A 23,661-nucleotide genomic window follows, 5' to 3' on the forward strand; every position below is an offset into this window, starting at 1 on the left:
CTGGCACTCACCCTTTCAGCCAGTTTTTCCGCAGCTCAAACAGCTCTTTCAGCTCGTCTGTTGACAGCTCGGTAATCCACTGCTCAGACTGGCCGACGACTTGGTCATTCAATGACTGCTTGCGTTCAATCATTTCATCGATTTTCTCCTCAAGCGTGCCTAGCGTAATGAACTTATGAACCTGCACCTCGCGCGTCTGCCCAATTCGAAAGGCACGGTCCGTCGCTTGATTTTCCACTGCCGGATTCCACCAACGGTCAAAATGAAACACATGATTGGCCGCTGTAAGATTAAGTCCCGTTCCGCCTGCCTTAAGCGATAGAACGAAAGCGCTGCAAGGCTGTTCGGGATTTTGAAAGCCTTCGATCATCTCGTCGCGCTTTATTTTCGGCACTCCGCCGTGCAAATAAGGAACGCTCGTGCCCAGCCGCTCTTCCAGCAGCTTCTTGAGCTGATGGCCCATCTCAACGAATTGGGTAAAAATCAGGCAGCGCTCCCCTTCGGCAGCGACCTCCTCCACCATATCCATCAGGCGGGCGACCTTGTTCGAACGTTCTTCCTCCCACTGCTTCGCTCCGCCATTATCCCCTTCCATCAAGCCGGGATGATTGCAAAGCTGCTTAAGCCGGGTCAAGGAAGCCAAAATAAGACCGCGCCGCTGCATCGCTCCTAACGTATCGAGCTTCTCCAGCAGGTCCGAGACAATATTTTCATACATCGCGCCCTGCTCTGCCGTAAGTGTAATATACGTCTTGCCTTCGAATTTCTCTGGCAACGATAACTGAATGGCCGGGTCTTTCTTAATGCGGCGAAGCATGAACGGCTTCACCCAGCGCTGCAAGCCTGCAATCATTTTCTCATCCCGCGTCCGCTCGATAGGAGCGACTACTTCCTTGCGGAACTCGTTCACCCCGCCCAAATAGCCGGGATTGATAAAATCATAGATGGACCACAGCTCCGTCAACCGGTTTTCCATCGGTGTGCCTGTCAGCGCCACTCGGTGGCGGGCAGGCAGCTTGCGAATGGCCGCCGACTGCTTCGTGTAAATATTTTTTATATTTTGCGCCTCATCCAAGCATAATGCATCCCAGGCTACTGCACCTAAGTCTTCTTCATCCAATTGGGCCAGCGAATACGAGGTAATAACCAGATCCATGTCACGGACTGCGTCCTCGAATGCTTCCCCCTTCTCCCGCTTAGGGCCGTAATGAAGATGAACCTTAAGCTCCGGAGCAAATTTCTCCAGCTCCTTCTCCCAGTTGCCGATAACCGAAGTCGGGCATACAAGCAGCGAAGGCGCATGAGCGAGCGCCGGGGAATTTCCCAGCTTAAGCTGCTCCTCGCGCTGTTCCTTGACGTAAACGAGATAGGCCATGAACTGAATCGTCTTTCCCAGACCCATATCGTCTGCCAGACAGCCGCCAAAGCCGAACCTCCGCAAAAACAACAGCCAAGAAACCCCTTGCAGCTGGTAAGGACGAAGCTCCCCAAGGAAAGCCTCCGGCTTTTCGATAAGCGGAATTTCCGACGTATGCTGAAGCTGCTCCAGCCATCTGGTCAGATGCTCATTGAGCTCTACTTCGGCCCGCAGGTCGTGTGCCTGCTCCTCCTCATCCTCCAGTACAGCTCCGCCCAACAGGTGCATTTCCATCACATCGCGGAAGGACAAGCCGCTCTTCTTGCCAATTTTCGAAACCCAGCTGCGGATCTGCGCCACATCCTGCGGATCTAGATGCACCCATTCGCCGCCAATCTTCATTAGGCGCCGGTTTTCCTCGGCCAGGCGCATAAACTCCGCCTCCGACAAATCGACATTGCCGAGCGCCATTTTCCAATCGAATTGCACGATTTGGTCGAGACCGAACATCGGCTGCGCATCCGAGCCAACCGATGATTTCACCTTCGCCTTCAGCCGCAGCTTGCGCGATCTAACAGCTTCCCACCAGCTCGGCAGCAGCACCGGGCAGCCTGCTTCCAGCAGCGTCAAGCTTGCCGATTCCATGAAGCTCCATGCTTCATTGTCCGACAGCTGAAGCTTAATTTGGCCAGCCGTCTCAGGCTCCTGCCAATCTGGCAAAGCGCTAACCCACTTCGCTTCCTCTTTCGCAAGCTTCGCCGGCAGCAAGGGCAGCCACTCTTCGGGCAGTCTCGCCTCAGTGGGCACCGAACTATCCAGCTCCGCCTTCCACGGCGGCTGCCTTTCAGGCTCTCCGTCCGCAGCCAGCTCCCACTCTCCTGCAGCGCTGCGCACGAGCGGCAGCCACTCTCCGCCTCCGCTGCGGCTTTGCAGAGCCGGCCGCAGCGTCCACTGCGGCTGCTCGCCCGGCTCAACGAGCTGCAAAGCCACCCTGAACGGCAGCGAATCTTTCCGCAGCCCAAGCGCAATCAGCCAATCTTCCTCCTCGGCTGCTTTGCGCAGAACGACGATTTCGCCGCCAGCAGCTGTGCCGACCTTCTGCCATGCTTTCGCAGCCAAGCTTTCCGGCTGCTGCAAAACCTCCTCTACCGCGAGGCTTAGCCAGTGCTGCAGCTCAACATCTCCCGCAGCTCCCGCTTCCTGAATAAGCCGCTCCCACAGCGCGCCTGCCTTGACGCCTGCTTCTGTATCTGGCACATACAGCTTCCACGCCCGCTGCTCCTCCGACCAGCCGCCCCAATCTGGCATAAACCAGCCTTGCAGAAGCGCCTCCCGGATCAGGGAAGCCAGCTCCCTCAGCCGCTGTGCCCTTTCCGTCCACTCCACCTGCAGCAGCCGTGCATACTTAGGCTGCGACAAATAATCAACTGCCAGCAGCGGCGACAGCAGCAAGGCTTTGCGATCGCCATGCTGGGCGTCCTCCACTTCCGTGCCGTACCAGGATGCTTTGTGCCAAGCGAATAGCACGGAACGCAGACGCGTCGCCGACTCCTGCTGGTCGCCAGCAAGCAGAGCAATCCGGTATTCGCCGCTCTCCGCCTTCAACCAACAGGCGTCCATCGTTAAAATTCCAGTGCCAATAGATGCTCTCATGTCACAATTTTTCCTTTCCACAGCTCCTCTTGGAACGCGCGCAGCCGCTGGTATTTACGACCGATGCCCGTAATATAAACCTGCCATCTGTCCATTTCCTTCTCGGCTTTATAAATACGCTCCAGCTTTTTAAGCTGCTTCACCGCCATCCGGTAGCCTTGGCGATTGCGCGAGCTGATCCAGCTGTCGATCGCCTGATGATAGAGCGGCATCATGACGCGCGGATTCACCTTTGACACCTCGCGTACATCCTGAATCGGCAAATCATCGGGCAAGGCGCCAATCAGCATTTGCAGTTCAGCCCATTCCTCGTATTTTTTCTGCGCAAACCAGTGATCCGTAAGCTCCGAATAAGAATGCGGCAGCAGTGACGTCATATAGGACGTCCATTTCAAATTATCCGGTTGATCCGTATCTGCACGGCGGCATAAGGTCAGGAACGGTCCCACCGTCCTTCCGCTTCGAATCGCATAAATATGCTTGTAAAGATAGGTCATCCAAGCCTCAAACGGCTCCCAATCTCCTTCCTCCAGCCGCTGAGCAGCGCATGTATAGACCATTTTTTGCGAACCGCGAAAATCCGTTTCTCCGAAATGGGCCAAAGCTTCCTCATCCTGCCCATCAAAAAAATACATCATAGCAATCGCCGTATGAATAAACGTGTCATTTATTTGCTCATCAGCAGTTTCCGTCTGCTCACCTGCCGATGCAAGCATTGAGGCCAGCTCGCGCTGCTGCCAGTCCCGATTTTCCGACATCTTCCCGCACAGCGCCAAATAAATATAAGGCCAGTCGAATAGCTGCTGCTCCTTCCGCAGAGCCCGGTTATAGGCATATCCAACAACCGCATCCGCCCAGTCACGTTCGTCCTCCAGCATTTCGGCAGGGGCCAGCTCCAGTACGAGCGTATAATAATGCTCCAGCCATGGCTCAGCCATACGGACGAACGACATTTCGTGATAATAGCGGCTGAATGAATCTACCGCTTTAATTGCTTGCTCTGCCTGATCCAGTACAAATAAAATGACATTCATCCAGTGCAGCCGCTGCTTTTTTTTATCCCAGTCCTTGGAAGTGCCTTTAAGTGCAGACAGCACGGGCTGCAAGGAATGCAGCGAGTGGCGGCATACGCGCCATGAATCGCCATACTCCTGCTCCATCCACGCCTGCCAATCTGCAGGAGACGCATCCATACCTGGAGTGGAGGCTGTTTTCCCCCGCTGCTCCACAACGACAGCCGCCCGCGGCGCAGGCTCCGGCTGAAGCCCAGTCAGGCGGCGATACGCAGACTCCGGCGTACCATGCAGCGCCTGGTTATGGTCGCAAAAAGCAAAAAATACAGCGGCCATATGCTTGCAGAAACCACCATATGGACACGTACATCTGCTATAGGCATAATCCATCACATCAATGCTTACCGCATACAGCTCCGACCCGGCAACGACGCCTGTCAGCAAATGCTGATCGTGCACCTCTACTTTTCGAACATTGCCTTTACGAAAATATTCCCAGCCGCGCTCGACAATAACCTGCTGCATATGCTCCCTGATATTGCCCTCTAACAGCTTCAATAGCTGACCGTCATTTCTAGTCAAAGCTTTGTTCACCCGCTTCCTTCCGCTCAAGTAACATTCTTTCCATTATAACACATGAGAAGACGACTTTCCGAGAAGTCTATAGCCCTAGCGCGAAGAGACAACCAACATCTGTGAAAAGCTGCAAGCCCTCATCAGCCTTTGTTTGCAATTTAATCTCATTTAGACAAGGCAGCTATTCCAAACGAGGATGCTGAGAGAAGGATTATGCCGAACAGAAAAAAACAAGGCAATACCCCGCATTCAATGCCGGAGAATCGCCTTGTTTTAATTTATAATGAAAGGAAAAACTACCTCCTTTTTTAAAGGACTGAGTTTCCGCTATTCTGACTTATAAGAAGATTTGAGGTCGTGCGCGGACAGGAAATCCGTTATTTCCTTGATTTCCCCTTCAAAATGAAGTTTGGCAGCCCATTAGCGTCTCCTGAGTCCGCGTATGCTACCTTAACCAGTGATTCGGCTGAAATAGCGGCCGCTGTGTCCACCAAAAGTTCATTCACGAAGCTGCCTTTCGGTGCGTAGGTTCCTATCCATTTCTATACTCATCACTGCCAGAAGGAGCCTAGAAAAAACCTCTATCCGAGCTGCTTAATCAGCAGTCGTGCCAGAGGCCTTTAGGTAATACTTACTACCATTCATTAACCCTGAAATACCGTTTTAACCGTCTGCTCCACTTGCTGCAGGTTCGCCTTCAGCTCAGCTTCGCCGATTTGGCCAATGCTGCCAAAGAACAAATGTCCAACGGACTCAATGCCGACAAAATCAAAAATGCCTGTATCGGAAGTGTTTTTCATGCCAGCGGTCATCCCGATTTGATCATAAATTTCACTTGGCGTGCCGTGCGTGTTAATGATGAAGCCTTTTTTGCCGGTAAGCAGCTTGTCAATGCCAGTTTCTCCGTAAGCATAGGCGTAGCCGTATGCAAATACGCGATCAACATAGCCTTTCAAAATAGCAGGAAGACCCGTCCACCAAATCGGATAAATAAAAGTAACCGCATCAGCTTCAGTAAGGTACTTCTGCTCTGTCAAAATATCTTCCGGCGTCTGGCCAGCACGCATGGCTGCTGTGTCTTCCGGCGTCAGCACCGGCTGAAACTTCAGCTCATACAGGTCACGCACCGTTACTTCATGGCCTTCTGCCTTCAAGCTTTGCACCGCTGTGTTCAAAATGGCACGGTTGTAGCTATCTTCATTCGGATGGGCAAATACGATAAGATGTTTCATGGGGAAATCCTCCTAAATAATCATTATATTTTTTAAAACTGGGTGTGTACTTGCTCCAACAGCTGCTCTAGCTGCAAGCTCTGTTCTTCGCTTAAGCTGCCATAAATCGTGTCATTAACCTGCTGGGAAATAGCTACAAAAATCGGTTCCAGCCCCCGTCCCTTCTCGGTCAAAAGGATCAGCGATACGCGGCTGTCTTTCTCGTCCTTTGTCCGATCTACAAAGCCAAGCTGCTCCAGCTTGTTGATGAGCACGGTGGTCGTCGGCTGTGTGCGATGGATTTTCTCTGCTAATGCCTTGACAGACAGCGGCTGCTTCTCCCGATAGAGAAACATGAGTATATCACCATGGGAAGGCACAATTCCTGTAATCTGATTTGCTTCCAGCTCACTGACAATCAGCTTATTCGCTTTGTCTCGAATTTTAGCAACTAAGGATAAGGCGTTATGTTTTATCATAATACGATTATACATAGATATCTATGCATTTTCAAGCGCTTATTTTTCACTGTTAGCATTTCCCCCGTTTCGCTCCAAATACTCTTATAAGTGGCTTATTTATAAAATAAAGCAGCTCCCGGCTTTCATAAGGAAAGCAGGAGCTGCTGCGCCGCAAAACGATTATATTTTATGAGGAATCGTGATAAAAAAGGTCAGACGGTCAGGTCCATCAGCATAAATGTGTATGGTGCCTTTATATTTGTCTACAATCGACTTCACAATGGACAAGCCCAGCCCTTGGTGATCCTGCTGATCCTTCGTGGAATAGCCCGATTGGAAGAGCGGCATCGCCGCCACCTTCTCGGCGTCCTCGCAAGTATTCGTAATCGTGAACTCAAGCATGCCATTTCGCTGCAAGCCTTGCAGCTCCACTACTCGCATGCTCTCCGGATATCTCATCGTCTCATCAAAAGCATTGTCAATGAGATTGCCAAGTATACGATTCAAATCGAGCGTCTTGACGCCCATTTCCAGCTTGTCAAAGCTCGTAAAGGTGCACTCTAACATAATGCGGTAGCTTTCCGCCTGCGATGTTTTCGAGCGAATAAGCGCGGCAATCGCGGGATTGCCAATATTAATAATGTCGTTCATTTGCCGAATTTCACCCGTCAGCTCCTTCGTATAGGCAATGAGCTCCTGGTGCTTGTTTAATTCCGCAAGCGAATGAATGGTCTGCACATGATTAAGAAAATCATGTCGCTGAGCCCGAATCGATTGAAACATCTGATTGATTTCATCGACGTACGTTTGCTGGGTGACCTGCACCGCATTTTCGCGGGAACGGCGGTAATAGTTCATCACGACACCTGCCGTCACCAGACTTAGTGCTGTTACAAGAACAATGATGATGGCAATATTCAACAGCTGCGTAGACATCTGGTCGCGAATAACCTGATAATCGGATACCAGCGTCAGCACATAGCTGTCCATAGGCACGCCGTTCTCATCTACAATATTCAGTCCTTTGTCTTCGGTAAAGACGGGAATGAACATTTTGAAAACATGCTTGCCACCCACTACTTCATCCACAGTTACTCTTTGTTTCGTATTGAAGGCCTTCGATACGTTAGCTACGTCGCCGTCCGCAACATAATTGTAGCTTCCATACAAGATCGGCTGCTGCAAAATATGCTCCTGCACGTCGCCGTTCGGGTGAACCGTCTCGAAGGGCCCTTTCGCAAACGTCTCCGGATTAAGCACCGTGACCTCAAGCAGCGCCTTATTGCTTTCAATGGTCTTCTTAATCAACGAATCTACACCCGTTAGCTCCTCATATTCCGCCAGCTTCGTATAGCTGACATAAGGATCGGTTATGTAATTCGTCGTCCCGTCAAAATAATAGCCCCATTTATAAATGCTGCCTGGGTCGGTAGAAGCCACCTCGAAGGGACCGCTCCAAAAGTTGGGCAGCGATTTGCCTAGCCAGTCGATTTCCACATTTCGCTGATCGAACAGCTGGTTAAACACGACAAACCAAGGATCCCATGATTTCGTGCTTTTGCCAAGCTGTGTCTCATCGGACGATTTATACAGTAAAATATCGTCCTTCACGCGCTTGAGCAGCGTAATATGATTGACGCCAAGCTTCTCGCTTAGCTCCACAAGCTGCTCGTTCGTGACTTTATCAACGTCGGGATCAAGGGCATATTGGGCAGCAATCGATACGACCCGAAGCTCATCGCCGATTAAATCCTGATAACGCTCCGCCCCTAACCGCGATTGCTCCACTGAAAATTCAATTTGCCTGGCTACGGCGGCAACTTCCCGATTCAGTGCATCCTCCAAGGATTCTTTCGTTAAAAAATAATAAGCTGTGTTGTTCAATAAAATAATGACTACAATAAGTGAAATCGCCATAAACCATATATTCCGCTGCATGTATTGCTCCTCTATCTTCTACGCTATTAACTAGATTATGTACGATTTTTAGGCAAACGACAATAAACGTTTTTCATACGCTGCCTTGTAATCTTTTCCATTACTTGCTCCATCTTCTGAACCATAGGCGAAGCGCCCATTTACGCTCTCCGCGTTTTTTGTATTTCGGCAGCGTTCGATAAATGCGCAATCCTTCCTCGATTGCCTCTTTCGCATCCTGTTCCTTGCCCATCGCCTTATATATGCCCGCCAGACGTTCATAGGCCTCACAGGAAGACGATTGAATGCGCTGAAACGCTTCAATATAGTAAATAGCCTGGGATGCATCTTTGCCTGCATACAGCGCAGCCAAACGCAAATACGGCGCGCCGTATTTCACCCGTTCGTTTAGCGCAAGCGCCCGTTTAATGGCCTCTTCGCCGCGCTCCATCTGCCTCGCCTGCAGCAAGCAAAGGCCTAGATCATCCCAATATTCAGCGGAATCCTCAAGCGTGTGCTCCATTGGAGAAAGCCAGCCTAGCGCTTCGTTATATTTTTTCTTCTCGATTAAAATTCTCGCGATTTCCTGTTTGGAGGACACATCGTTAGGCGCCATATCAACATGACGTCTTAGCTTCCTAAGCTGGCTCGATCTGCGTAAAGGCCGTACAAAGCTTGGCGTCAAGCCGACAAATCGGCGATCCAGCGCATACAAAATAAGCAGCAGTACGATAATCGCAATAAACGGATTTCCCGTGAGCCAAGTCAAAAAGAAAAATAAAAAGATTTTACTCATTCGTTCCTCCCATGCCTGAATAACACCGCAAGCGTTCAGTGGAACAGCTCCGGCGTCAATTGGTTAATTTTTTCATCTATCATACCATAAAATTCGCCGATTGCGCCCATTTTCTCCGCCAACAGCACCATTGGCACCCGTCATTCATACTATATTTTGACTGTATCCCTTAACCTTGTTAAACCATAAAAACCCAAGCAAGGAGGGGTGACTGAAAAGGTGAAAGGTAGCGACCATAAGAGCAAGTTTTTACTGACACATCGTGAACGCGAGGTATTCGAGCTTCTAGTCCAAGACAAAACAACACGAGATATTGCGCAACAGCTGTTCATTAGCGAGAAGACCGTCCGCAACCATATCTCTAATGTGATGCAAAAATTAAACGTTAAAGGTCGTTCGCAAGCGGTTGTCGAGCTAATCAAGCTCGGGGAGCTGCAGATTTAATTCACGGCTCTCCCTTCTTCATTGCTTTGGCAAAAGCCATTTGCTAATAGGTTGTTACCATTTATGGTATTTCGCGAGGCAGCATAGTGCGCTATGCTGTCTTTATTTTTTTGTGTGTAAAACATGGAAGCCTAATATTAAGGCATTCATGTTCGGCTTGATGTAGCTTTGTTTTTCATTAAAACTCAAACAATTGTTCACTACAGGCATGTATTCTTGCCAGCTCGGATTTAGGAAAGCCAAGCAACTTTGTTTTATAACAACACCAATAGCAGGAACAATGCACCTTTCCTTTTGCAAAAAGGCCTGCAAATTTCACTCCCCATCCATAACGCTTGGACAAATTCAGCTTGCTCTGAATAACCCGCCTTCTGTGATGCCGTACATAGGCCTGACTGCGATTTTTTTGATGTGGTTTCATTAATACCATCACGCTCCCTTGGGCAAAGGCTCCGCCCGTAAAAAAGTCAAAGGAATCACTCTTTACGGGCAAAGCATGATGGTAATTACAACCTTGTTATAAGTCATCTTTGTCTCCTCGAAAGCACTAATTTTTAAAAAACTATTTCATAGAAAATAGAAATCCGCTCTCTCTTATTGTATTTATATTATGATAAAATAGAGTCAGATTTCAGATTATCACTGGAGGGATTATCAATGAAATGGCAAGAAGTCAGAGATTTGTTTCCCGATCAATTTGTACTGCTTTCCATACTTGACTACCGTGAAGAGGATGAGAAAAAAAATAGTTACGGAAGTAGCACCTATTCGGATGGTTCTCGATAAAGATGCCAATCGAGAGTTTTTCAATGTTGAGCCAGGCAACCTTGTTTATCACACCTCCAATGAGGATTGCATCATTCATCTGCGCAAAGATCCTCTGCTGAGAGTGAGACGCTGGTCATGAAGATGGCTTATGATGGACAACTGATAACAGCGACTCTAACTATTTGTTATCGTGGACAAATACTGCAACTGACAGATATCATTATTGATACTGGATTATATTCAAATTGATGCTCTTCAGATCAAGAATATTGAGATTGATGTCGGAATGCTCCCTAATTCACATAAAGGTTTACTTGGTTTAGATATTTTGAAAGCCTATGGATTTATCGTGGATTTGGAAAAGCTAGAACTTCACTCATCACTTTCGACTCCTTAAGCGCTTGAATCGTCTTTCACATCATTGCCTCATTTATCTAACGTTTAATTTTCACATTACATTAGTGATACAAAAATTAAACGTTAGATCGAGCAACCAACCATTCAAAGCCATCTAAACATAATAAAAACAGAGTAGAGATTGCCCTACACTCAAGGCAACCTCTACTCCACTTTCAATCTATCCAACTTTCAAAGCGAGCCGTTATGAATTCCTCTCTACCCCTCCGAAGCCTCCGGCAATTCTACCTTCATGCGCTGGAACAAAGCAAATATGACAATACTGGCCAAAATAATGACTATACCCGACCAAAAAAACCACACCTGTACGCCATACTTATCGACAATAGGTCCTGCTAATGCTAGCCCAATCGGGGATGAGAGCATCATCACGCTTGTGACGAGCGAAATAACGCGTCCCAGCATTGAAGGCTCAAACGCCCTTTGAATCATGGCCATATAAGGCCCATTGAAGAAAGGTGCTGCCGCTCCCATAAAGAAAGATACGATCACGAACAGCACAAAAGCCTCCTTGCTGATCACACCGCTCAGCACACAGGTCAGACCAATCATGGCCAAGCTCAGGCTCATATACGTAATGTCCTTCCATTTTGAAGCGACGACCGAAAGCAGTACACCACCCGCAATCATGCCAATGCCAAAAATCGCTTCAACGAGGCTTGCACTATATCCCCCACGCCCGAAATGAGACAACGTCATGTAAGGAAACAATGTCGCCAAGGGCATAAATACGATGCTGAAAATAGCTGTAGCTATCGTAATCACGACAATTGGCTTTACTTTAATGAAAGCATCCCAGCCCAGCTTAAACTCCTTGAAAAAGGATGGCGCTTGTGTTGTCTCCGACTTTGGCTGATGAATCCTCACGAACAATAGCATGACATTGGCAATTAATGCCCCTGCCACATCAAGGAACAACAACGCTCCGAGCGAAGTTGCTGAATAAATAGCAATGCCAAGCGCCGGTCCGATTACACTGGAAAAGGAATAAACCATCTGCTGCCAGCCCGCCACACGCGTCAACTGATCCTCAGGTGCCATTAATGGGATCGCAGCTTGAAAAGCAGGCGCATGGAATGCAGAGGCAGCAGAGCGAACCATTAAAATAACGTATACAAACGCTAGACTCGGCTCGCCAAAAAAGAAATACAAGCCTAAAATCAAACTAAAAAAGGCAATTGCACTATCAGCTATAATCATCGTCAATTTACGGTTCCAGCGATCCAGCCATACGCCAATAAAAGGCCCTAAAATTGCCTGTGGCAAAAATCCAGCCAAGCCCGCAATCATTAAAACCGAAGCGGACCCGGTCGTTTGCGTCAGATGCCAAATAACCGAAAATTGTACCATCGAACTCGTCAATATGGAAAAGATTTGTCCGCTGAAAATAATCGCGAACGTTTTTTGCCATTTAAGCTGCATGGATATAGTCTCCTTCATTCATTTTGACTATGACATATGCACCTTAAATTAACGTAAACGCATGGAATGGGTCAAGAAAGACACCTCCTAAAATTTAGAATTATTATAGCAAATAATAGTGATGCAGAAAAGACAAATTAACTGAACACAAACAAAAGCAGCCGGCTCTAATTCGCCGGCTGCTGCTATCATTTAAATGCTTTAGCGTGAATCACGCTGAATGCTTCATGCCCTATTTTTCACTAAACGTTAGTCGTAAATCATCGGACTGCTTCTGTGCGCATTCGTGTAATTATCGCGGTCTGTACGGTCGGTCATGCTGCGATAGTTCATGTTGCCATCATAATTGCGCGTTTCAATTTTGTTAGCGTTGGCCGGGAACAGACGCTCCGCCATGGCATTAAATTCAACCAAGAAGCCTTGGATCGGATGGCCATTGCGGACATCTGTCATATAGCTGGTCATTCGGCCGACAAAATCCGGGTTTGCCGATACGTACACATTGTCCACACCTGGCTTCACCCTTCTGACTTCCTTGGCGATGTCGGCTTTAATTTGTGAGGTCAGCGCGTTTTCGCCTGTGCTCATCGTATTCATGCGGCGTTGGTAATTGGAGCCGTCTCGGCCCATATAGCTGGAGTTTGTGCGGCTCATCAGCTTTTTATCGCCATTATTTAGGTTGTCCTCAAAGGATACGGCCACATAGGCATTGTTATCGGTCAACAATACATTAGCTGATCTAACATTATGCTTATTGGCAATGCGCTTCGCAATTTCTTCGCTCATTTCCATTTTATAATTTTTATGACTCCCTACAATATTGTTGCCTCGAATGCTTTTGCCGTTTACGTAGTTTTTCTCATTCATATGATCGTTGGCAAAACGATCCTTTAACATTTTGTTGCCATTTGCATCTTCCCTTACCATTTTGGTGCGAATGTTCTTATTACCTAAATCCCCTTGATTGGCTGCACAGCCTGTCAGCATAGCGCTTAGCAAGGCTCCTGCGGACAAGACAGCAAGAAAATTCGTTTTACGCATGTGCCGTATTCCTCCCTTGTTGTTGTTTACAGGCCTCATGACCCGCTATTAGGATGGGTGTCCGGGATTCAGACTATGCACGAATGGGACTTGACAAATTGTATGGAGAGGAGTAATTTATTATCAGGTATTAGCATCTGGTACTAAATTGTGAAGGAGTTGTTTTCAATGACTATTTCCACTCTCGTTCATTCCCATGCAGCAGTAACGGCTATCGGCACTTATGTACCTGAACGCATTTTAAGCAATCAAGATTTGGAGAAGCTCGTAGATACTTCGGATGAATGGATTTTTCAACGCACAGGCATTCGCGAACGCCGTATTGCGGGAGAAAGGCAATATGCAAGCGATTTGGCCATTGAAGCCGTTCGCGATTTGATCCATAGATATGAAAAAAACGTTCATGATGTCGACTACATCATTGTCGCGACCTCTACACCGGATACTTTCGTCCCAAGTGTAGCCTCAAGAGTGCAGGCCGCATTCGGCATGAAAGGCTGCGGAAATGCTGATTTGCAAGCCGCATGCGCCGGCTTCACATCCGCCCTGCAAATGGCAAACGGCCTATTGCTCTCCAAGCTATGCCGCAAAATTTTAATTATTGGCACCGAAACCCTTTCGCGTGCTACTGATTATACAGACCGGACGACCTGCATTTTATTCGGCGATGGCGCAGGTGCCATGCTCGTTGAAACGACCGATACGGGAGTAGGAGTAGATATTAGCACGACTAACTCTGATTCAACACTTTCTGCTGGCGACATACTTGCTTCGAATGCAAGCACCGATGGCGAGCAGGGCCATCATGTATACCGCAGCAGCCTGGCGCCGCACATCGGCAGCTTCGAGCTTTCCCAGAACAGCATGCTCGTCCAAAACGGCCGGGAAGTGTACCGCTGGGCATTAAGCCGCGTAGCAGCAGGCGTTCAAGAGCTGCTAGACGGCAGCGGCTACACCGCTCAGACGATTGATTGGTTCGTTCCGCACAATGCCAATCAGCGTATAATTGATGCTTTATGCGAGCGTATCGGATTTGAAGCGCAGCAGGCGCTGTCCAGCATTGAGCATTATGGCAACACCTCTGCAGCTTCCATTCCGCTTGCGCTTGATGCAGCCGTCAAAGACGGCAGAGTGCAGCCGGGTCATCTGCTGCTGTTGTACGGCTTTGGCGGCGGACTTACGCAATCTGGCGTTATTATGCGCTGGTCCATTTAAGCCGCCGCAGCCAATGCAGCTTGCCCCAAGCCTCATTAAGCAAATAATATGGACAGCATCGCATGCAGCCTATGGGCATAAGTATGCTCGCTCAGCGTGCGATGCATGCCGCGAATCGCAATTTCCTTGCGTTCATTTTCATGATTCAAATAATAGGCCAGCTTTTCCACCATTTCCTGCGGAGATTCATACGTAACAATTTCCACACCAGGTGTGTAAAAGGAAGCCAAATCCTCCCGCACATCCGTTAGCTGGAGCACGGCGCAGGCAGAAATTTCAAACGTTCGCGGATTTGGAGAGGAAGCTGCTACGCCAAGACTGTTGCTATTGAATAAGGCATCATCGTGAGCTCGATGCATGTTGATGACAATTTTTGAAGCATTATAAGCAAGCGCCGTATCCTGCGGGCTCAGCCAGTCTCCCAGATTGATTTTAGATTTAAGCATATCGAACTTTTCCAGCCGATCCCACCATATTCCCGATATCAGTGTATCCTTGGAAGCTAAATAAGAGGCTACCTCATTAAAATAGTGCACTCTATTCATGTAGCCTGAGCCGATGAAGCTGATTTCCTTGCGTTTGCTGCGCTGTGGGTTCATCGGCCGGAATTGGGCAGGCATAACGCAGAACGGCAAATGATGCACATTGGCACAGCCGAGCTGCTGATAAAGCGCCACGCTACTTCGATCAAGCGTAAACACGGTGTCATAGTGCGGGGCAAGCGTTGTTGTAATATCCGCATAATAAGGATCATCTGTAAACCATATGGCAGTCCGAATACCCAAAGCCCGCATAGCATCAATCTGCGCTACATCAAACTGCAGCCCATCCAGTACAATCACGTAATCCGGCCGCAAGCGCGCAGCGACTTCTGCTACAGGCTCCCCCGTTTGCACGACAGTTAGCTGGGCTACCATTCCCGTTAACGTGGCGGCAACCGCTTCATCAAGCGGCGAATAAGGAAATCCCTTTCCCGTAGACACATACATGACATGTACAGGCCATACTCCTGCTACTGGGGGAATACGGCTAATAACCGACTCGCATTGGCCAAACCAATAACCGTCCCCCCAACCAGCATGGTAGCCTGCGGCTCTCCCTAGCTCCACTTCAGTAGGCGGCCGCTCTCTTTTTCGCAAAACCGATCGTTTAGCCATTGGGCTCCTCCTCCTCCTTCATAATAAGCTGCAATAGCTGCACAGCACGCGATCTGAATGTATGGTCCCGCAGCGTGCGGCGCAGCCCATTCACTGCGATCCGGCTGCGCGCTTCCTCATTTTCCAAATAAAAATCGATTTTTTCAGCAAGCTCCTCCGCATGCTGAAATGTTTCAATTTCCTGACCTAAGATGTAATAATGCGGCAAATCCTCACGAATATCCGTTAGCTGAAAGGCGCCGCAAGCGGCGATTTCATAGGTTCGCGGATTAATAGAAAGCCCTGGGCTTTGAAAAGTATTAAAATTGTCTGAGCCTATCTCTGTTGTGCGATGCATGTTAATGACGATTTTGGCGCTGTTATAATAGGGGATTGTCTGCTTTGCGCTTAACCAGTCGGTATGGATAAACGGCTGCAGCCGCTTATAGGCCGATAAACGCTCCCATAGCCCTCCGGACAAAAAGATTTTGCGCCTCTTAGCCAGCAGCCGCTCGCTAATGGCATCAAGGAGACCAATCCGGTTCCAAAATCCTTGCCCTATGAAGCAAACATCGCTGGCAAAAGCTGAATCCGTTCGCTGTGGCCGATACAAGCCGGCATGCACCGCCAGCGGCAAATAATGCACATTTGCGCAGCCTGCACTGCGATACAGCTCAAGTGTCCCAAGCTCATGCGTTAGCACCACATCATAATGCGGCGCCGCAATAGCCGTTTTCTCCGTCATGTAAGGATCATCTACAAACCATACCGCTGTGCGGATGCCCTGCTGCCTGACCGCGGCGATCTGCTGCAGATGATTGGCTGGAAAAGTATGCAGCCCATTCATCACAAGCACGATGTCGGGGGAAATGGCTGCCGCTTGCTCGGCAAGCTGTTCTGCGCTTCCGACATGAAGCTCGCTTACACTCGCCTGCAGCGCCTCAATAAGGCCTGCGTCAATTGCCTCAAAACCTTGCGGAATATAGAGCATTCGCAGCGGAACGGGCGTCAGCTCCGGCGGGGGCAAAAGCCCGCTTACCGCTTCGCAAGCCCCGTCTCGCCAGCCGGTATGAAAGCCGATTTCATACCCACTTTGCCTGACTTGCTTGCGGGAATTATTTTTTCTGGCCATCATTTGCTGCACCGCCTTGCTTCGTTTTCAATCGCTGCACAACACGTTTTCATTATGTATATGACAAAAAGCAGCAAGGCTAAGCGGCACTTATCCCTGCATCGCAAAAATTGGCGTTTAACCTGCTGTTTCCGCCAAGACTTTTGCCATATCGTGATACGAACACAGCTTGTCCTCTCTATTTTAAAAATAGCCCTGGCCTGCCTGGTGGCTGAATAAACCATCAAGCAGGCCGAGCTAATTTAAAAATAATAGCCGCATTTTTCACTAAAGCATGACGAAGATGACCGCTACGGCGTTTGCTCATACGCGAGCTGATGTCCATCTTCAAAGCCTTTCGCAAAACCTGCATTATAGCCGGTATTATACGTCTGGTTGAAGCCCTCATTAAAGGTCTCCGTCCCGATCACACGCTTCCTGATCACCTTCCTGCGGCGGCGCAGCGATGAGCTGCTTCCTCTTTTTTTCCCTGTTGCCTTGCGTGTTCGCGTGCTTTTTGAGCGGCGCGATACAGCTTTGCTGGCGGAGCGTTTCGTCGCCCGCTTGCGGACGGACACGCGTTTTTTTATACTCAATTCCAATTCCTCCTGTTCACTTGCGGGTGCCACCGCACCTGCTTTCGTCGCAGCTCGTTACGGAGCCAAGGCTCGGGCGGCTTGCCCGTCCTTACCCGGTAACTGCGCACAGGCCAGCCTGTCACGCTCTCAGCTAACTGCTCCTGCATGCTCGTCAATAGTCGTACATTTTCGCCAATTCGCTTGGCTGTTTGAGGCGCGAGCTCGGCAACATCAGCCACGCTGTTCAAAATGCGGGCAAGCGCGAGCTGGCTGCGCGCAATCGAAGCCAGCACCTCCAATTTAACCTCGCGCTCGCGGCGCACCAGTTCCCTCAATTCCCGCCTCCGAATCCGCCGCCAAAGTGGAAATCCGAGCCGGAGGAATGGCCTTCCTCCCCATCTTTCTGCAATACGGCTTTGAGCACGGATACGATGCCTTGGCTCATTTTGTTAATGCCTTCAATCGTCTCGACCATCTGGTCATGTACACCTAGCGTCTGCTTAAGCTGCGTCTGATCGCCTGAGAAAGTGCCCGTATGAATATGATTGCATATCCAGTTGCGGGCCTTCTCCGCTTCCTCCGCCTTCGCCTCCAGAATTAGCGCCACGTTCCACTGCATATTGGCTGTAGCGCCCAACATGCGCATATAGGCTTGCTCTCGGTCCATGACATGCGCTCCCCTTTTCGCTTCGTCATTCTTCCTCGCCTGGGTTCAGCTCTTTTATCGTATAAGACAGCTGAGATGCCAGCGTCTCCTGCAGCTCAGCCATGCTGTTTAAATAAGCAATCACGCTGCCCAGCAGCGCTTGCGATTCCCCAAGCAGATCGTCCACGCCGCCCAAATTCGGCCCATGATCAGGGAGGCTTTTCACAATTTCGGCCATTCGTACCGTGACATGGCGCTTTGCTTCCAGCACACGTGCCATCTGGCTGTTGGAATGGGATAAATGCTCAATAATTTCGGTTACGATATGCTGCATGGCCAACAATCCTCCTTCGGGCTATGGCTTGGCCCTGTGCCGCCACTTGAATAGGTGCAGCTATTTACAGCATATGCACGGCGATACACAGTGATACTTGGCGCCGAACAGTGGCTTGATAACCATTCTAAAGTTGTTGGCGGAGCTTGACAGCGGGAATAATCGGCAAGCCTTCCGGAATGGCTTGCAGCTGCTCCATTGTGAGCTGGACTGACGGTCTTGCCGTAAGCGCCCAGCCTTCATAAGCAGCTTCCGTTATCATTTTCCGCTTAAAGCCCTGCTGCATATAATAATGAAAACCATCAAGTCCGCTAACGATTTTGCCATGAAGCTCGCTGCCTTCCATCGCCAGCATTTGCTGCCGCCTTGCATGAACTTCCTCGCTTGAAATCGGCGGTCCGATTGCCCATCGTCTGATATCAATCTGCCCGATGTGACTGGCTTCTCCAGCAAATTCGCCTTCAACAGGGCGCCTGACGCCGCCTTCAATCCAATACACTGAACCTTTTATTGAAGTAACAGCAATGCTGTCTGGGTAATAGGCTGCTTCCCCAAGCACAGCGATCTCAGCCTTTAGTGCAGGCTGCTCGGCGAAGCGATGCTTCATGACGCTGACCAGCTCATGCGGATTGCCCCATTTATTCATATAATGCTGCAGGTTTCGGTTATTAACTTCCTCAAGCTGCGCACCTAGCGCTTTGATGCTGACGCTGCCAAAATGGTGAATAAACGAATCGCGGGCAATGACAAGCGAATACCCTAGCAGCTTCACCCGAATGTTATAGTCATCGTCTTCAAAATTGCCGATTTCAAAGCCTTCATCAAAATAACCGATTTTCTCCCACAGCTCCCGCCTCAGCAGAAGGCAGAAGCCCGTCAGCCGATCAACCTGCTGCCAGCGTCTAGGATCCGGCACATTATTCAGCCTTGCAAAGTCTGGCATATCCGCAACATTCGTATAAGGAACCTCTATCAGCTGCTCGCCGCCGATATAATTCGTGACAGGCCCAACCATGCCAATTTGCGGATTGCTGTTCAAGCAGGCCATCATATTGTCCAGCCAATTGTCGGTTACGAGCGTATCATTGTTCAAAATAAGCATCATCGTGCCTTTAGCCATCATCATGCCTCTGTTGACCGCTCCAGCGAAGCCGAAGTTTTCGTTTAAAATCCGGTAGCGCACCTGACCATCAAGCTGGGCCAAATAGCTCCCCGTCCCATCGGTCGAAGCGTTGTCAATGACGATAATTTCATAGGCAAGATCCGTATGGTCCATAATGCTTTCAATGCACATCTTCAAATACTGGAGCTGATTATAGCTAGGAATAATGATGCTCGTTCCTTGAAACTTCTCATTATAGCTAGTAAATCCCGCTTGCCGCCCATCCTGATAGCCTTGCTCGACACCCTGCGCATACGATGCCTGCTGCCGTATGCGGGATTGCCTAGTATTGCGGGGTCGTTTTCTTGCCGCTATTCTCCTCATTCTCCCGTCTCCTTCAACAGCCTCGCTGCGGCTTCATGCAAGGATTCGAACGTTCCCGCATCCGTCCACCATCCTGCAAGCGTATGGGAAGCAAGCGTTCCCGCCCGCGCATACATATTGTTCAGGTCGGTAATTTCCAGTTCCCCACGCCCTGATGGCTCCAGCCGATCAATCGCTGCAAAAACGCTGGAATCGTACATATAAATGCCCGTTACGCATAAATCCGATTGCGGCTCTGCCGGTTTTTCATCTATATAAGCGATTTGTCCCGCTTCCTGAAACACGGCTATGCCATAGCGATGGGGGTCTGGCACCTGCTTGAGCAGTACCATCGCACCCTCCTGCTGCCGGGCAAATTTCCTTACATACGGAGCCAAATTATCCTCGAACAAATTATCGCCAAGCAGCACGATAAACTTCTCATCATTTCGAATAAAATCGCGCGCCAGCTCCAGCGCTTCCGCAATGCCGCCTGCTTCCTCCTGAATGCGGTAAGTCAGCGAGACACCTAGCTCACGGCCGCTTCCTAAATACTCTGCAAACAAACCTATCGACTGCCGTCCTGTCACGAGCAGCATTTCTTGAATGCCTGCCTGATGCAGCTTATCGATGCCATAAAAGATCATGGGATGCTTGCCTACTGGAAGCATATGCTTGTTCATTAAAGTGGTCAGCGGCCTTAGCCGCGTCCCTGTTCCTCCTGCCAATATGACTGCTTTCACGGTTCAACCTCCATGCCGCTTAAGCCTTAGCTTAAAGCGCAAACTCGCGGCAGCGACGGTAATCCTCAAAGCCGCCACGTTCATTCGATTGTGTAATCAGCCAGTGGATCGCTTCCAAATGATCCCCAACAATAAGATGCTCAAGCGGGCTTCGCCGTTCGCGCTGTGGCCTGCGCCGGTTCATTTTGCCAACATTGACCGTATGCACCGCCTCTACCTTCAGTCCAAGCCGAATCGCTCTCGCATGGGCAAGCGGTGGAACGCACAGCGCCTCCGCTCCGATTAAAGATAGACCCTGTCTGCTTATCGCATGGGGGACCGCTGTGAAGGAAGCCCCTTTCAGCTCCGGTCGCTCCAGCACAATATTGAGCGCATGCTTCGCGAGCACGACGCTGTGCACAGCGTTTTTGTCTACCGGGCCGGTATAATCATTTAAAGCGGCATCTACACCTCGATGCAGCACGGCATAGACAAAATGCCGCAATTGCGCAGTGCTTATGATCATATCTCCATCTACAAACAGCAGCACTTGACCTAAAGCAGCCCGCGCTCCAATGCTTCGTCCAACATCATGACCTAGCGCCTTCTCATAGCGGAGCACTCGCGCTCCCGCACGCCTGGCGATTTCGGCTGAACCATCCGTCGAGCCGTTTGCAACGACGATAACCTCAGTCCGAGGATGGACGCCTGCTGCTTCCCTAATGATCCTTCGAATGGTAGCCCGTTCATTCATAACGGGAATAATAACGGAGACGACTGGAGACTGCAGCGGCTGCGCTTCTCCGGCATAATCGTCTGCGGCCATGCCGCCCTGGGCATAACGCGGCTTTTTCGCAGCACGGAAATTCCGGGCTTTTTTCCCCTTCGCACCCTTCGCTTTCTTCATCCGCTTTGTTCACCTCGGTATACGCCTATAGTTCAAAATCGTGCTGCTTAGTAATTACACCTCATTGTATGTACCTCCATCATCTGCGCAACGGCAAATGTACAACTCCCATGATGTCTGTCCCGCACCCATATCAAAAGCAGTAGGCCGCTAACCGAGCAAAAACGACTTCGTCGTCCTTCTGGGACGTGCGAAGAGCTTTGTCAGAGAATTCTAAGCGGATTATAAGGATGAAACTTATAAATTCTTAGAATTCAAGGTGAAACGGCTGTCGCCATCCTCTGGCGGCGCAGCGCGTTTCAGTCCGAGAAATAAAGAAGCTCCCCTCGCGACCTGCGCAAGAGGAACTCTTTCCATGTTGAATTATTGACTCTAATCAGCAATCGAGCAATCGTTAATAGCATTTCGAAGCAACCATTATTGCCCGATTGCAATCCAGTTGATGGCACCGGTGAAAGCTTCGCTGAAAAAGCGGCGATTAATGGATAGGATGACATGCCCCGGCTCCTTCGCTTGAATGCATACATAGCAGGCAGGATGATCGCTCGTTGCTGTCAGCACATATTGATTGCTTGCGAACGGTTCATCAAAAAGTATAACCTGCTCTAACTGCTGTTTCTCAGGCGGAAAGCTGTACGGGCATAACCCAAATTGCTGCTTGCTGATGCTGCCGCTCCGTCCAACGATTGGCGAAAAAGCAAGAGCCGACAGCTTTACGCTGGCAGGTGCGAGATGCTCGGCGGTGACAGCACCATCTGTAATTTTGTCACTCGTTACGCTGTTGGTGGACAGATGCTCCGCCTTCACGGCTCCTTCCGCCAGCGCCTCACTGCTTACGCTCGCAAAGGCCAGCTTCGATGACGTTACACTCGCTTCGCCCAGCTTTTCCGTTGTGAAGCAGCCATCCGCTAGCTTATCGCTCGTTACGCTTTCTGCCGATAGATGCTCTGCTTTCACAGCTCCTTCCGCCAGCGCCTCACTTCCTACGCTCGCTAAGGCCAGCTTCGATGCTGTTATGCTCGCTTCGCCCAGCTTTTCCGTTGTGAAGCAGCCATCCGCTAGCTTATCGCTCGTTACGCTCGCTGCCGACAAATGCTCCGCCTTCACGGCTCCTTCCGCCAGCGCTTCACTTCCTACACTCGCAAAAGCCAGCTTCGTCGACGTTACACTCGCTTCGCACAGCTTTTCCGTTGTGAAGCAGCCATCCGCTAACTTATCGCTCGTCACGCTACCCGTCGACAAATGCTCCGCCTTCACGGCTCCTTCCGCCAGCGCTTCACTTCTTACGCTCGCAAAGGACAGCTTCGTCGACGTTACACTCGCTTCGCCCAGCTTTTCCGTTGTGACACTGCTATTCGCCAGCTTATCGCTCGTTACGCTCTCTGCCGTCAGATGCTCCGCCTTCACGGCTCCTTCCGCCAGCACTTCACTTCTTACGCTCGCAAAGGCCAGCTTCGATGCTGTTATGCTCGATTCCCCCAGCTTTTCCGTTGTGAAGCAGCCATCCGCTAGCTTATCGCTCGTCACGCTACCCGTTGACAGATGCTCCGCCTTCACGGCTCCTTCCGCCAACGCTTCACTATCTACGCTCGCAAAGGCCAGCTTCGATGACGTTATGCTCGATTCACCAAGCTTTTCTGTTGTGAAGCAGCCATCCGCTAGCTTATCGCTTGTCACGCTACCCGTCGACAAATGCTCCGCCTTCACGGCTCCTTCCGCCAGCGCTTCACTGCTTACGCTCGCAAAGGCCAACTTCGACGTCGTTATGCTCGATTCGCCCAGCTTTTCTGTTGTGAAGCAGCCATCCGCTAGCTTATCGCTCGTTACGCTCGCTGCCGACAAATGCTCCGCTTTCACAGCTCCTTCCGCCAGCGCTTCACTACCTACGCTCGCAAAGGCCAGCTTCGATGACGTTATGCTCGATTCACCAAGCTTTTCTGTTGTGAAGCAGCCATCCGCTAGCTTATCGCTCGTTACGCTCGCTGCCGACAAATGCTCCGCCTTCACGGCTCCTTCCGCCAGCGCTTCACTGCTTACACTCGCAAAGGCCAACTTCGATGACGTTATGCTCGATTCACCAAGCTTTTCCGTCGTGACACTGCTATTCGCCAGCTTATCGCTCGTCACGCTATCCGTCGCCAAATGCTCCGCGGCAACAGCGCCATACGTGATTTTGTCGCTAGTTACGCTGTCCGTTGACAGATGCTCCGCCTTCACGGCTCCTCCCGCCAGCGCTTCACTGCCTACACTTGCAAAAGCCAACTTCGATGACGTTATGCTCGATTCACCAAGCTTTTCCGTCGTGACACTGCTATTCGCCAGCTTATCGCTCGTCACGCTATCCGTCGCCAAATGCTCCGCAGCAACAGCGCCATACGTGATTTTGTCGCTCGTTATGCTGTCCGTCGACAGATGCTCCGCCTTCACGGCTCCTTCCGCCAGCGCTTCACTATCTACGCTCGCAAAGGCCA

The 23,661-nt window shown here is 50.1% G+C and carries 21 protein-coding genes and 1 pseudogene; 3 read left to right on the top strand and 19 right to left on the bottom strand.

What is annotated here, in order from left to right; all coding sequences use genetic code 11:
• Positions 1–7 precede the first annotated feature (7 nt).
• The 6 genes from ACSR9A_RS01810 to ACSR9A_RS01835 all read right to left on the bottom strand — a co-directional run bounded on the left by ACSR9A_RS01810 (position 8) and on the right by ACSR9A_RS01835 (position 8,984).
• The gene (locus tag ACSR9A_RS01810; RefSeq protein ID WP_473755319.1) at positions 8–3,010 is read right to left on the bottom strand and encodes a DEAD/DEAH box helicase; all 3,003 of its coding nucleotides are present in this window, start codon (positions 3,008–3,010) and stop codon (positions 8–10) included.
• The gene (locus ACSR9A_RS01815; RefSeq protein ID WP_473755320.1) at positions 3,007–4,617 is read right to left on the bottom strand and encodes an SWIM zinc finger family protein; all 1,611 of its coding nucleotides are present in this window, start codon (positions 4,615–4,617) and stop codon (positions 3,007–3,009) included. The genes ACSR9A_RS01810 and ACSR9A_RS01815 overlap by 4 nt, the downstream gene beginning before the upstream one ends.
• 626 nt (positions 4,618–5,243) lie before the next feature.
• On the bottom strand, positions 5,244–5,831 hold the full coding sequence (locus ACSR9A_RS01820; RefSeq protein ID WP_473755321.1) for an NAD(P)H-dependent oxidoreductase: 588 nt from the start codon (positions 5,829–5,831) through the stop codon (positions 5,244–5,246).
• A gap of 32 nt (positions 5,832–5,863) precedes the next feature.
• The gene (locus tag ACSR9A_RS01825; RefSeq protein ID WP_473755322.1) at positions 5,864–6,289 is read right to left on the bottom strand and encodes a MarR family winged helix-turn-helix transcriptional regulator; all 426 of its coding nucleotides are present in this window, start codon (positions 6,287–6,289) and stop codon (positions 5,864–5,866) included.
• A gap of 162 nt (positions 6,290–6,451) precedes the next feature.
• A complete protein-coding gene (locus ACSR9A_RS01830; RefSeq protein WP_473755323.1) occupies positions 6,452–8,209 on the bottom strand; it encodes a sensor histidine kinase in 1,758 nt (585 codons plus the stop codon).
• Between the two features lie 100 nt (positions 8,210–8,309).
• Positions 8,310–8,984 carry a tetratricopeptide repeat protein gene (locus ACSR9A_RS01835; RefSeq protein WP_341278738.1) on the bottom strand — a complete coding sequence of 225 codons (675 nt, stop codon included), beginning with the start codon at positions 8,982–8,984 and terminating at the stop codon, positions 8,310–8,312.
• A gap of 219 nt (positions 8,985–9,203) precedes the next feature.
• On the opposite strand from ACSR9A_RS01835, the gene ACSR9A_RS01840 reads away from it, so the two are divergent.
• A complete protein-coding gene (locus ACSR9A_RS01840) occupies positions 9,204–9,428 on the top strand; it encodes a helix-turn-helix domain-containing protein (RefSeq protein ID WP_006040330.1) in 225 nt (74 codons plus the stop codon).
• 178 nt (positions 9,429–9,606) lie between these two features.
• Here the strand turns inward: ACSR9A_RS01840 and ACSR9A_RS01845 are convergent, their stop codons facing one another.
• Complete coding sequence (locus ACSR9A_RS01845; protein ID WP_473755325.1) at positions 9,607–9,849, bottom strand: hypothetical protein; 243 nt, start codon at positions 9,847–9,849, stop codon at positions 9,607–9,609.
• 236 nt (positions 9,850–10,085) lie between these two features.
• On the opposite strand from ACSR9A_RS01845, the pseudogene ACSR9A_RS01850 reads away from it, so the two are divergent.
• Positions 10,086–10,335, top strand: a pseudogene (locus tag ACSR9A_RS01850) (hypothetical protein).
• Between the two features lie 476 nt (positions 10,336–10,811).
• Here ACSR9A_RS01850 and ACSR9A_RS01855 read toward each other — a convergent pair.
• Positions 10,812–12,035, bottom strand: a complete 1,224-nt coding sequence (locus tag ACSR9A_RS01855) for an MFS transporter (RefSeq protein WP_473755326.1) — start codon at positions 12,033–12,035, stop codon at positions 10,812–10,814.
• Positions 12,036–12,284: 249 nt separating this feature from the next.
• Complete coding sequence (locus tag ACSR9A_RS01860; protein WP_473755327.1) at positions 12,285–13,076, bottom strand: YhcN/YlaJ family sporulation lipoprotein; 792 nt, start codon at positions 13,074–13,076, stop codon at positions 12,285–12,287.
• Between the two features lie 168 nt (positions 13,077–13,244).
• On the opposite strand from ACSR9A_RS01860, the gene ACSR9A_RS01865 reads away from it, so the two are divergent.
• Positions 13,245–14,291: a ketoacyl-ACP synthase III gene (locus tag ACSR9A_RS01865; protein ID WP_473755328.1), complete on the top strand. Its 1,047-nt coding sequence runs from the start codon at positions 13,245–13,247 to the stop codon at positions 14,289–14,291.
• A gap of 35 nt (positions 14,292–14,326) precedes the next feature.
• On the opposite strand, the gene ACSR9A_RS01870 is transcribed toward ACSR9A_RS01865, so the two are convergent.
• The 10 genes from ACSR9A_RS01870 to ACSR9A_RS01915 all read right to left on the bottom strand — a co-directional run.
• Positions 14,327–15,448 carry a CgeB family protein gene (locus ACSR9A_RS01870; protein ID WP_473755329.1) on the bottom strand — a complete coding sequence of 374 codons (1,122 nt, stop codon included), beginning with the start codon at positions 15,446–15,448 and terminating at the stop codon, positions 14,327–14,329.
• The gene (locus ACSR9A_RS01875) at positions 15,441–16,562 is read right to left on the bottom strand and encodes a CgeB family protein (protein WP_473755330.1); all 1,122 of its coding nucleotides are present in this window, start codon (positions 16,560–16,562) and stop codon (positions 15,441–15,443) included. The genes ACSR9A_RS01870 and ACSR9A_RS01875 overlap by 8 nt, the downstream gene beginning before the upstream one ends.
• Before the next feature lie 287 nt (positions 16,563–16,849).
• Positions 16,850–17,134 (bottom strand): hypothetical protein, encoded by a 285-nt coding sequence (locus ACSR9A_RS01880; RefSeq protein WP_473755331.1) that lies wholly within the window; start codon positions 17,132–17,134, stop codon positions 16,850–16,852.
• A complete protein-coding gene (locus tag ACSR9A_RS01885) occupies positions 17,131–17,451 on the bottom strand; it encodes a hypothetical protein (protein WP_473755333.1) in 321 nt (106 codons plus the stop codon). Before ACSR9A_RS01885 ends, ACSR9A_RS01880 begins: the two co-directional genes overlap by 4 nt.
• On the bottom strand, positions 17,448–17,783 hold the full coding sequence (locus ACSR9A_RS01890) for an alpha-helical endospore appendage domain-containing protein (protein WP_473755334.1): 336 nt from the start codon (positions 17,781–17,783) through the stop codon (positions 17,448–17,450). Before ACSR9A_RS01890 ends, ACSR9A_RS01885 begins: the two co-directional genes overlap by 4 nt.
• 25 nt (positions 17,784–17,808) lie before the next feature.
• Positions 17,809–18,096: a nucleoside-diphosphate sugar epimerase gene (locus ACSR9A_RS01895; RefSeq protein ID WP_338552280.1), complete on the bottom strand. Its 288-nt coding sequence runs from the start codon at positions 18,094–18,096 to the stop codon at positions 17,809–17,811.
• 127 nt (positions 18,097–18,223) lie between these two features.
• Positions 18,224–19,582 (bottom strand): glycosyltransferase family 2 protein, encoded by a 1,359-nt coding sequence (locus tag ACSR9A_RS01900; RefSeq protein WP_473755335.1) that lies wholly within the window; start codon positions 19,580–19,582, stop codon positions 18,224–18,226.
• Positions 19,579–20,304, bottom strand: a complete 726-nt coding sequence (locus ACSR9A_RS01905; protein WP_473755336.1) for a sugar phosphate nucleotidyltransferase — start codon at positions 20,302–20,304, stop codon at positions 19,579–19,581. The genes ACSR9A_RS01900 and ACSR9A_RS01905 overlap by 4 nt, the downstream gene beginning before the upstream one ends.
• Before the next feature lie 31 nt (positions 20,305–20,335).
• Positions 20,336–21,190, bottom strand: a complete 855-nt coding sequence (locus ACSR9A_RS01910) for a glycosyltransferase family 2 protein (protein WP_473755337.1) — start codon at positions 21,188–21,190, stop codon at positions 20,336–20,338.
• Between the two features lie 417 nt (positions 21,191–21,607).
• Positions 21,608–23,661: WIAG-tail domain (locus ACSR9A_RS01915; RefSeq protein WP_473755338.1), on the bottom strand; the 2,054-nt coding region annotated here is incomplete at its 5' end.

The sequence above is a fragment of the Paenibacillus sp. R-74696 genome (assembly GCF_055814915.1).

What these genes read in the sequence shown, in the direction of transcription:
- ACSR9A_RS01830 (WP_473755323.1), bottom strand. Translation starts at nt 8,209, where the DNA reads ATGCAGCGGAATATATGGTTTATGGCGATTTCACTTATTGTAGTCATT.
- ACSR9A_RS01865 (WP_473755328.1), top strand. Translation starts at nt 13,245, where the DNA reads ATGACTATTTCCACTCTCGTTCATTCCCATGCAGCAGTAACGGCTATC.
- ACSR9A_RS01820 (WP_473755321.1), bottom strand. Translation starts at nt 5,831, where the DNA reads ATGAAACATCTTATCGTATTTGCCCATCCGAATGAAGATAGCTACAAC.
- ACSR9A_RS01855 (WP_473755326.1), bottom strand. Translation starts at nt 12,035, where the DNA reads ATGCAGCTTAAATGGCAAAAAACGTTCGCGATTATTTTCAGCGGACAA.
- ACSR9A_RS01910 (WP_473755337.1), bottom strand. Translation starts at nt 21,190, where the DNA reads ATGAAGAAAGCGAAGGGTGCGAAGGGGAAAAAAGCCCGGAATTTCCGT.
- ACSR9A_RS01890 (WP_473755334.1), bottom strand. Translation starts at nt 17,783, where the DNA reads ATGGACCGAGAGCAAGCCTATATGCGCATGTTGGGCGCTACAGCCAAT.
- ACSR9A_RS01870 (WP_473755329.1), bottom strand. Translation starts at nt 15,448, where the DNA reads ATGGCTAAACGATCGGTTTTGCGAAAAAGAGAGCGGCCGCCTACTGAA.
- ACSR9A_RS01810 (WP_473755319.1), bottom strand. Translation starts at nt 3,010, where the DNA reads ATGAGAGCATCTATTGGCACTGGAATTTTAACGATGGACGCCTGTTGG.
- ACSR9A_RS01845 (WP_473755325.1), bottom strand. Translation starts at nt 9,849, where the DNA reads ATGAAACCACATCAAAAAAATCGCAGTCAGGCCTATGTACGGCATCAC.
- ACSR9A_RS01875 (WP_473755330.1), bottom strand. Translation starts at nt 16,562, where the DNA reads ATGATGGCCAGAAAAAATAATTCCCGCAAGCAAGTCAGGCAAAGTGGG.
- ACSR9A_RS01860 (WP_473755327.1), bottom strand. Translation starts at nt 13,076, where the DNA reads ATGCGTAAAACGAATTTTCTTGCTGTCTTGTCCGCAGGAGCCTTGCTA.
- ACSR9A_RS01835 (WP_341278738.1), bottom strand. Translation starts at nt 8,984, where the DNA reads ATGAGTAAAATCTTTTTATTTTTCTTTTTGACTTGGCTCACGGGAAAT.
- ACSR9A_RS01900 (WP_473755335.1), bottom strand. Translation starts at nt 19,582, where the DNA reads ATGAGGAGAATAGCGGCAAGAAAACGACCCCGCAATACTAGGCAATCC.
- ACSR9A_RS01895 (WP_338552280.1), bottom strand. Translation starts at nt 18,096, where the DNA reads ATGCAGCATATCGTAACCGAAATTATTGAGCATTTATCCCATTCCAAC.
- ACSR9A_RS01825 (WP_473755322.1), bottom strand. Translation starts at nt 6,289, where the DNA reads ATGATAAAACATAACGCCTTATCCTTAGTTGCTAAAATTCGAGACAAA.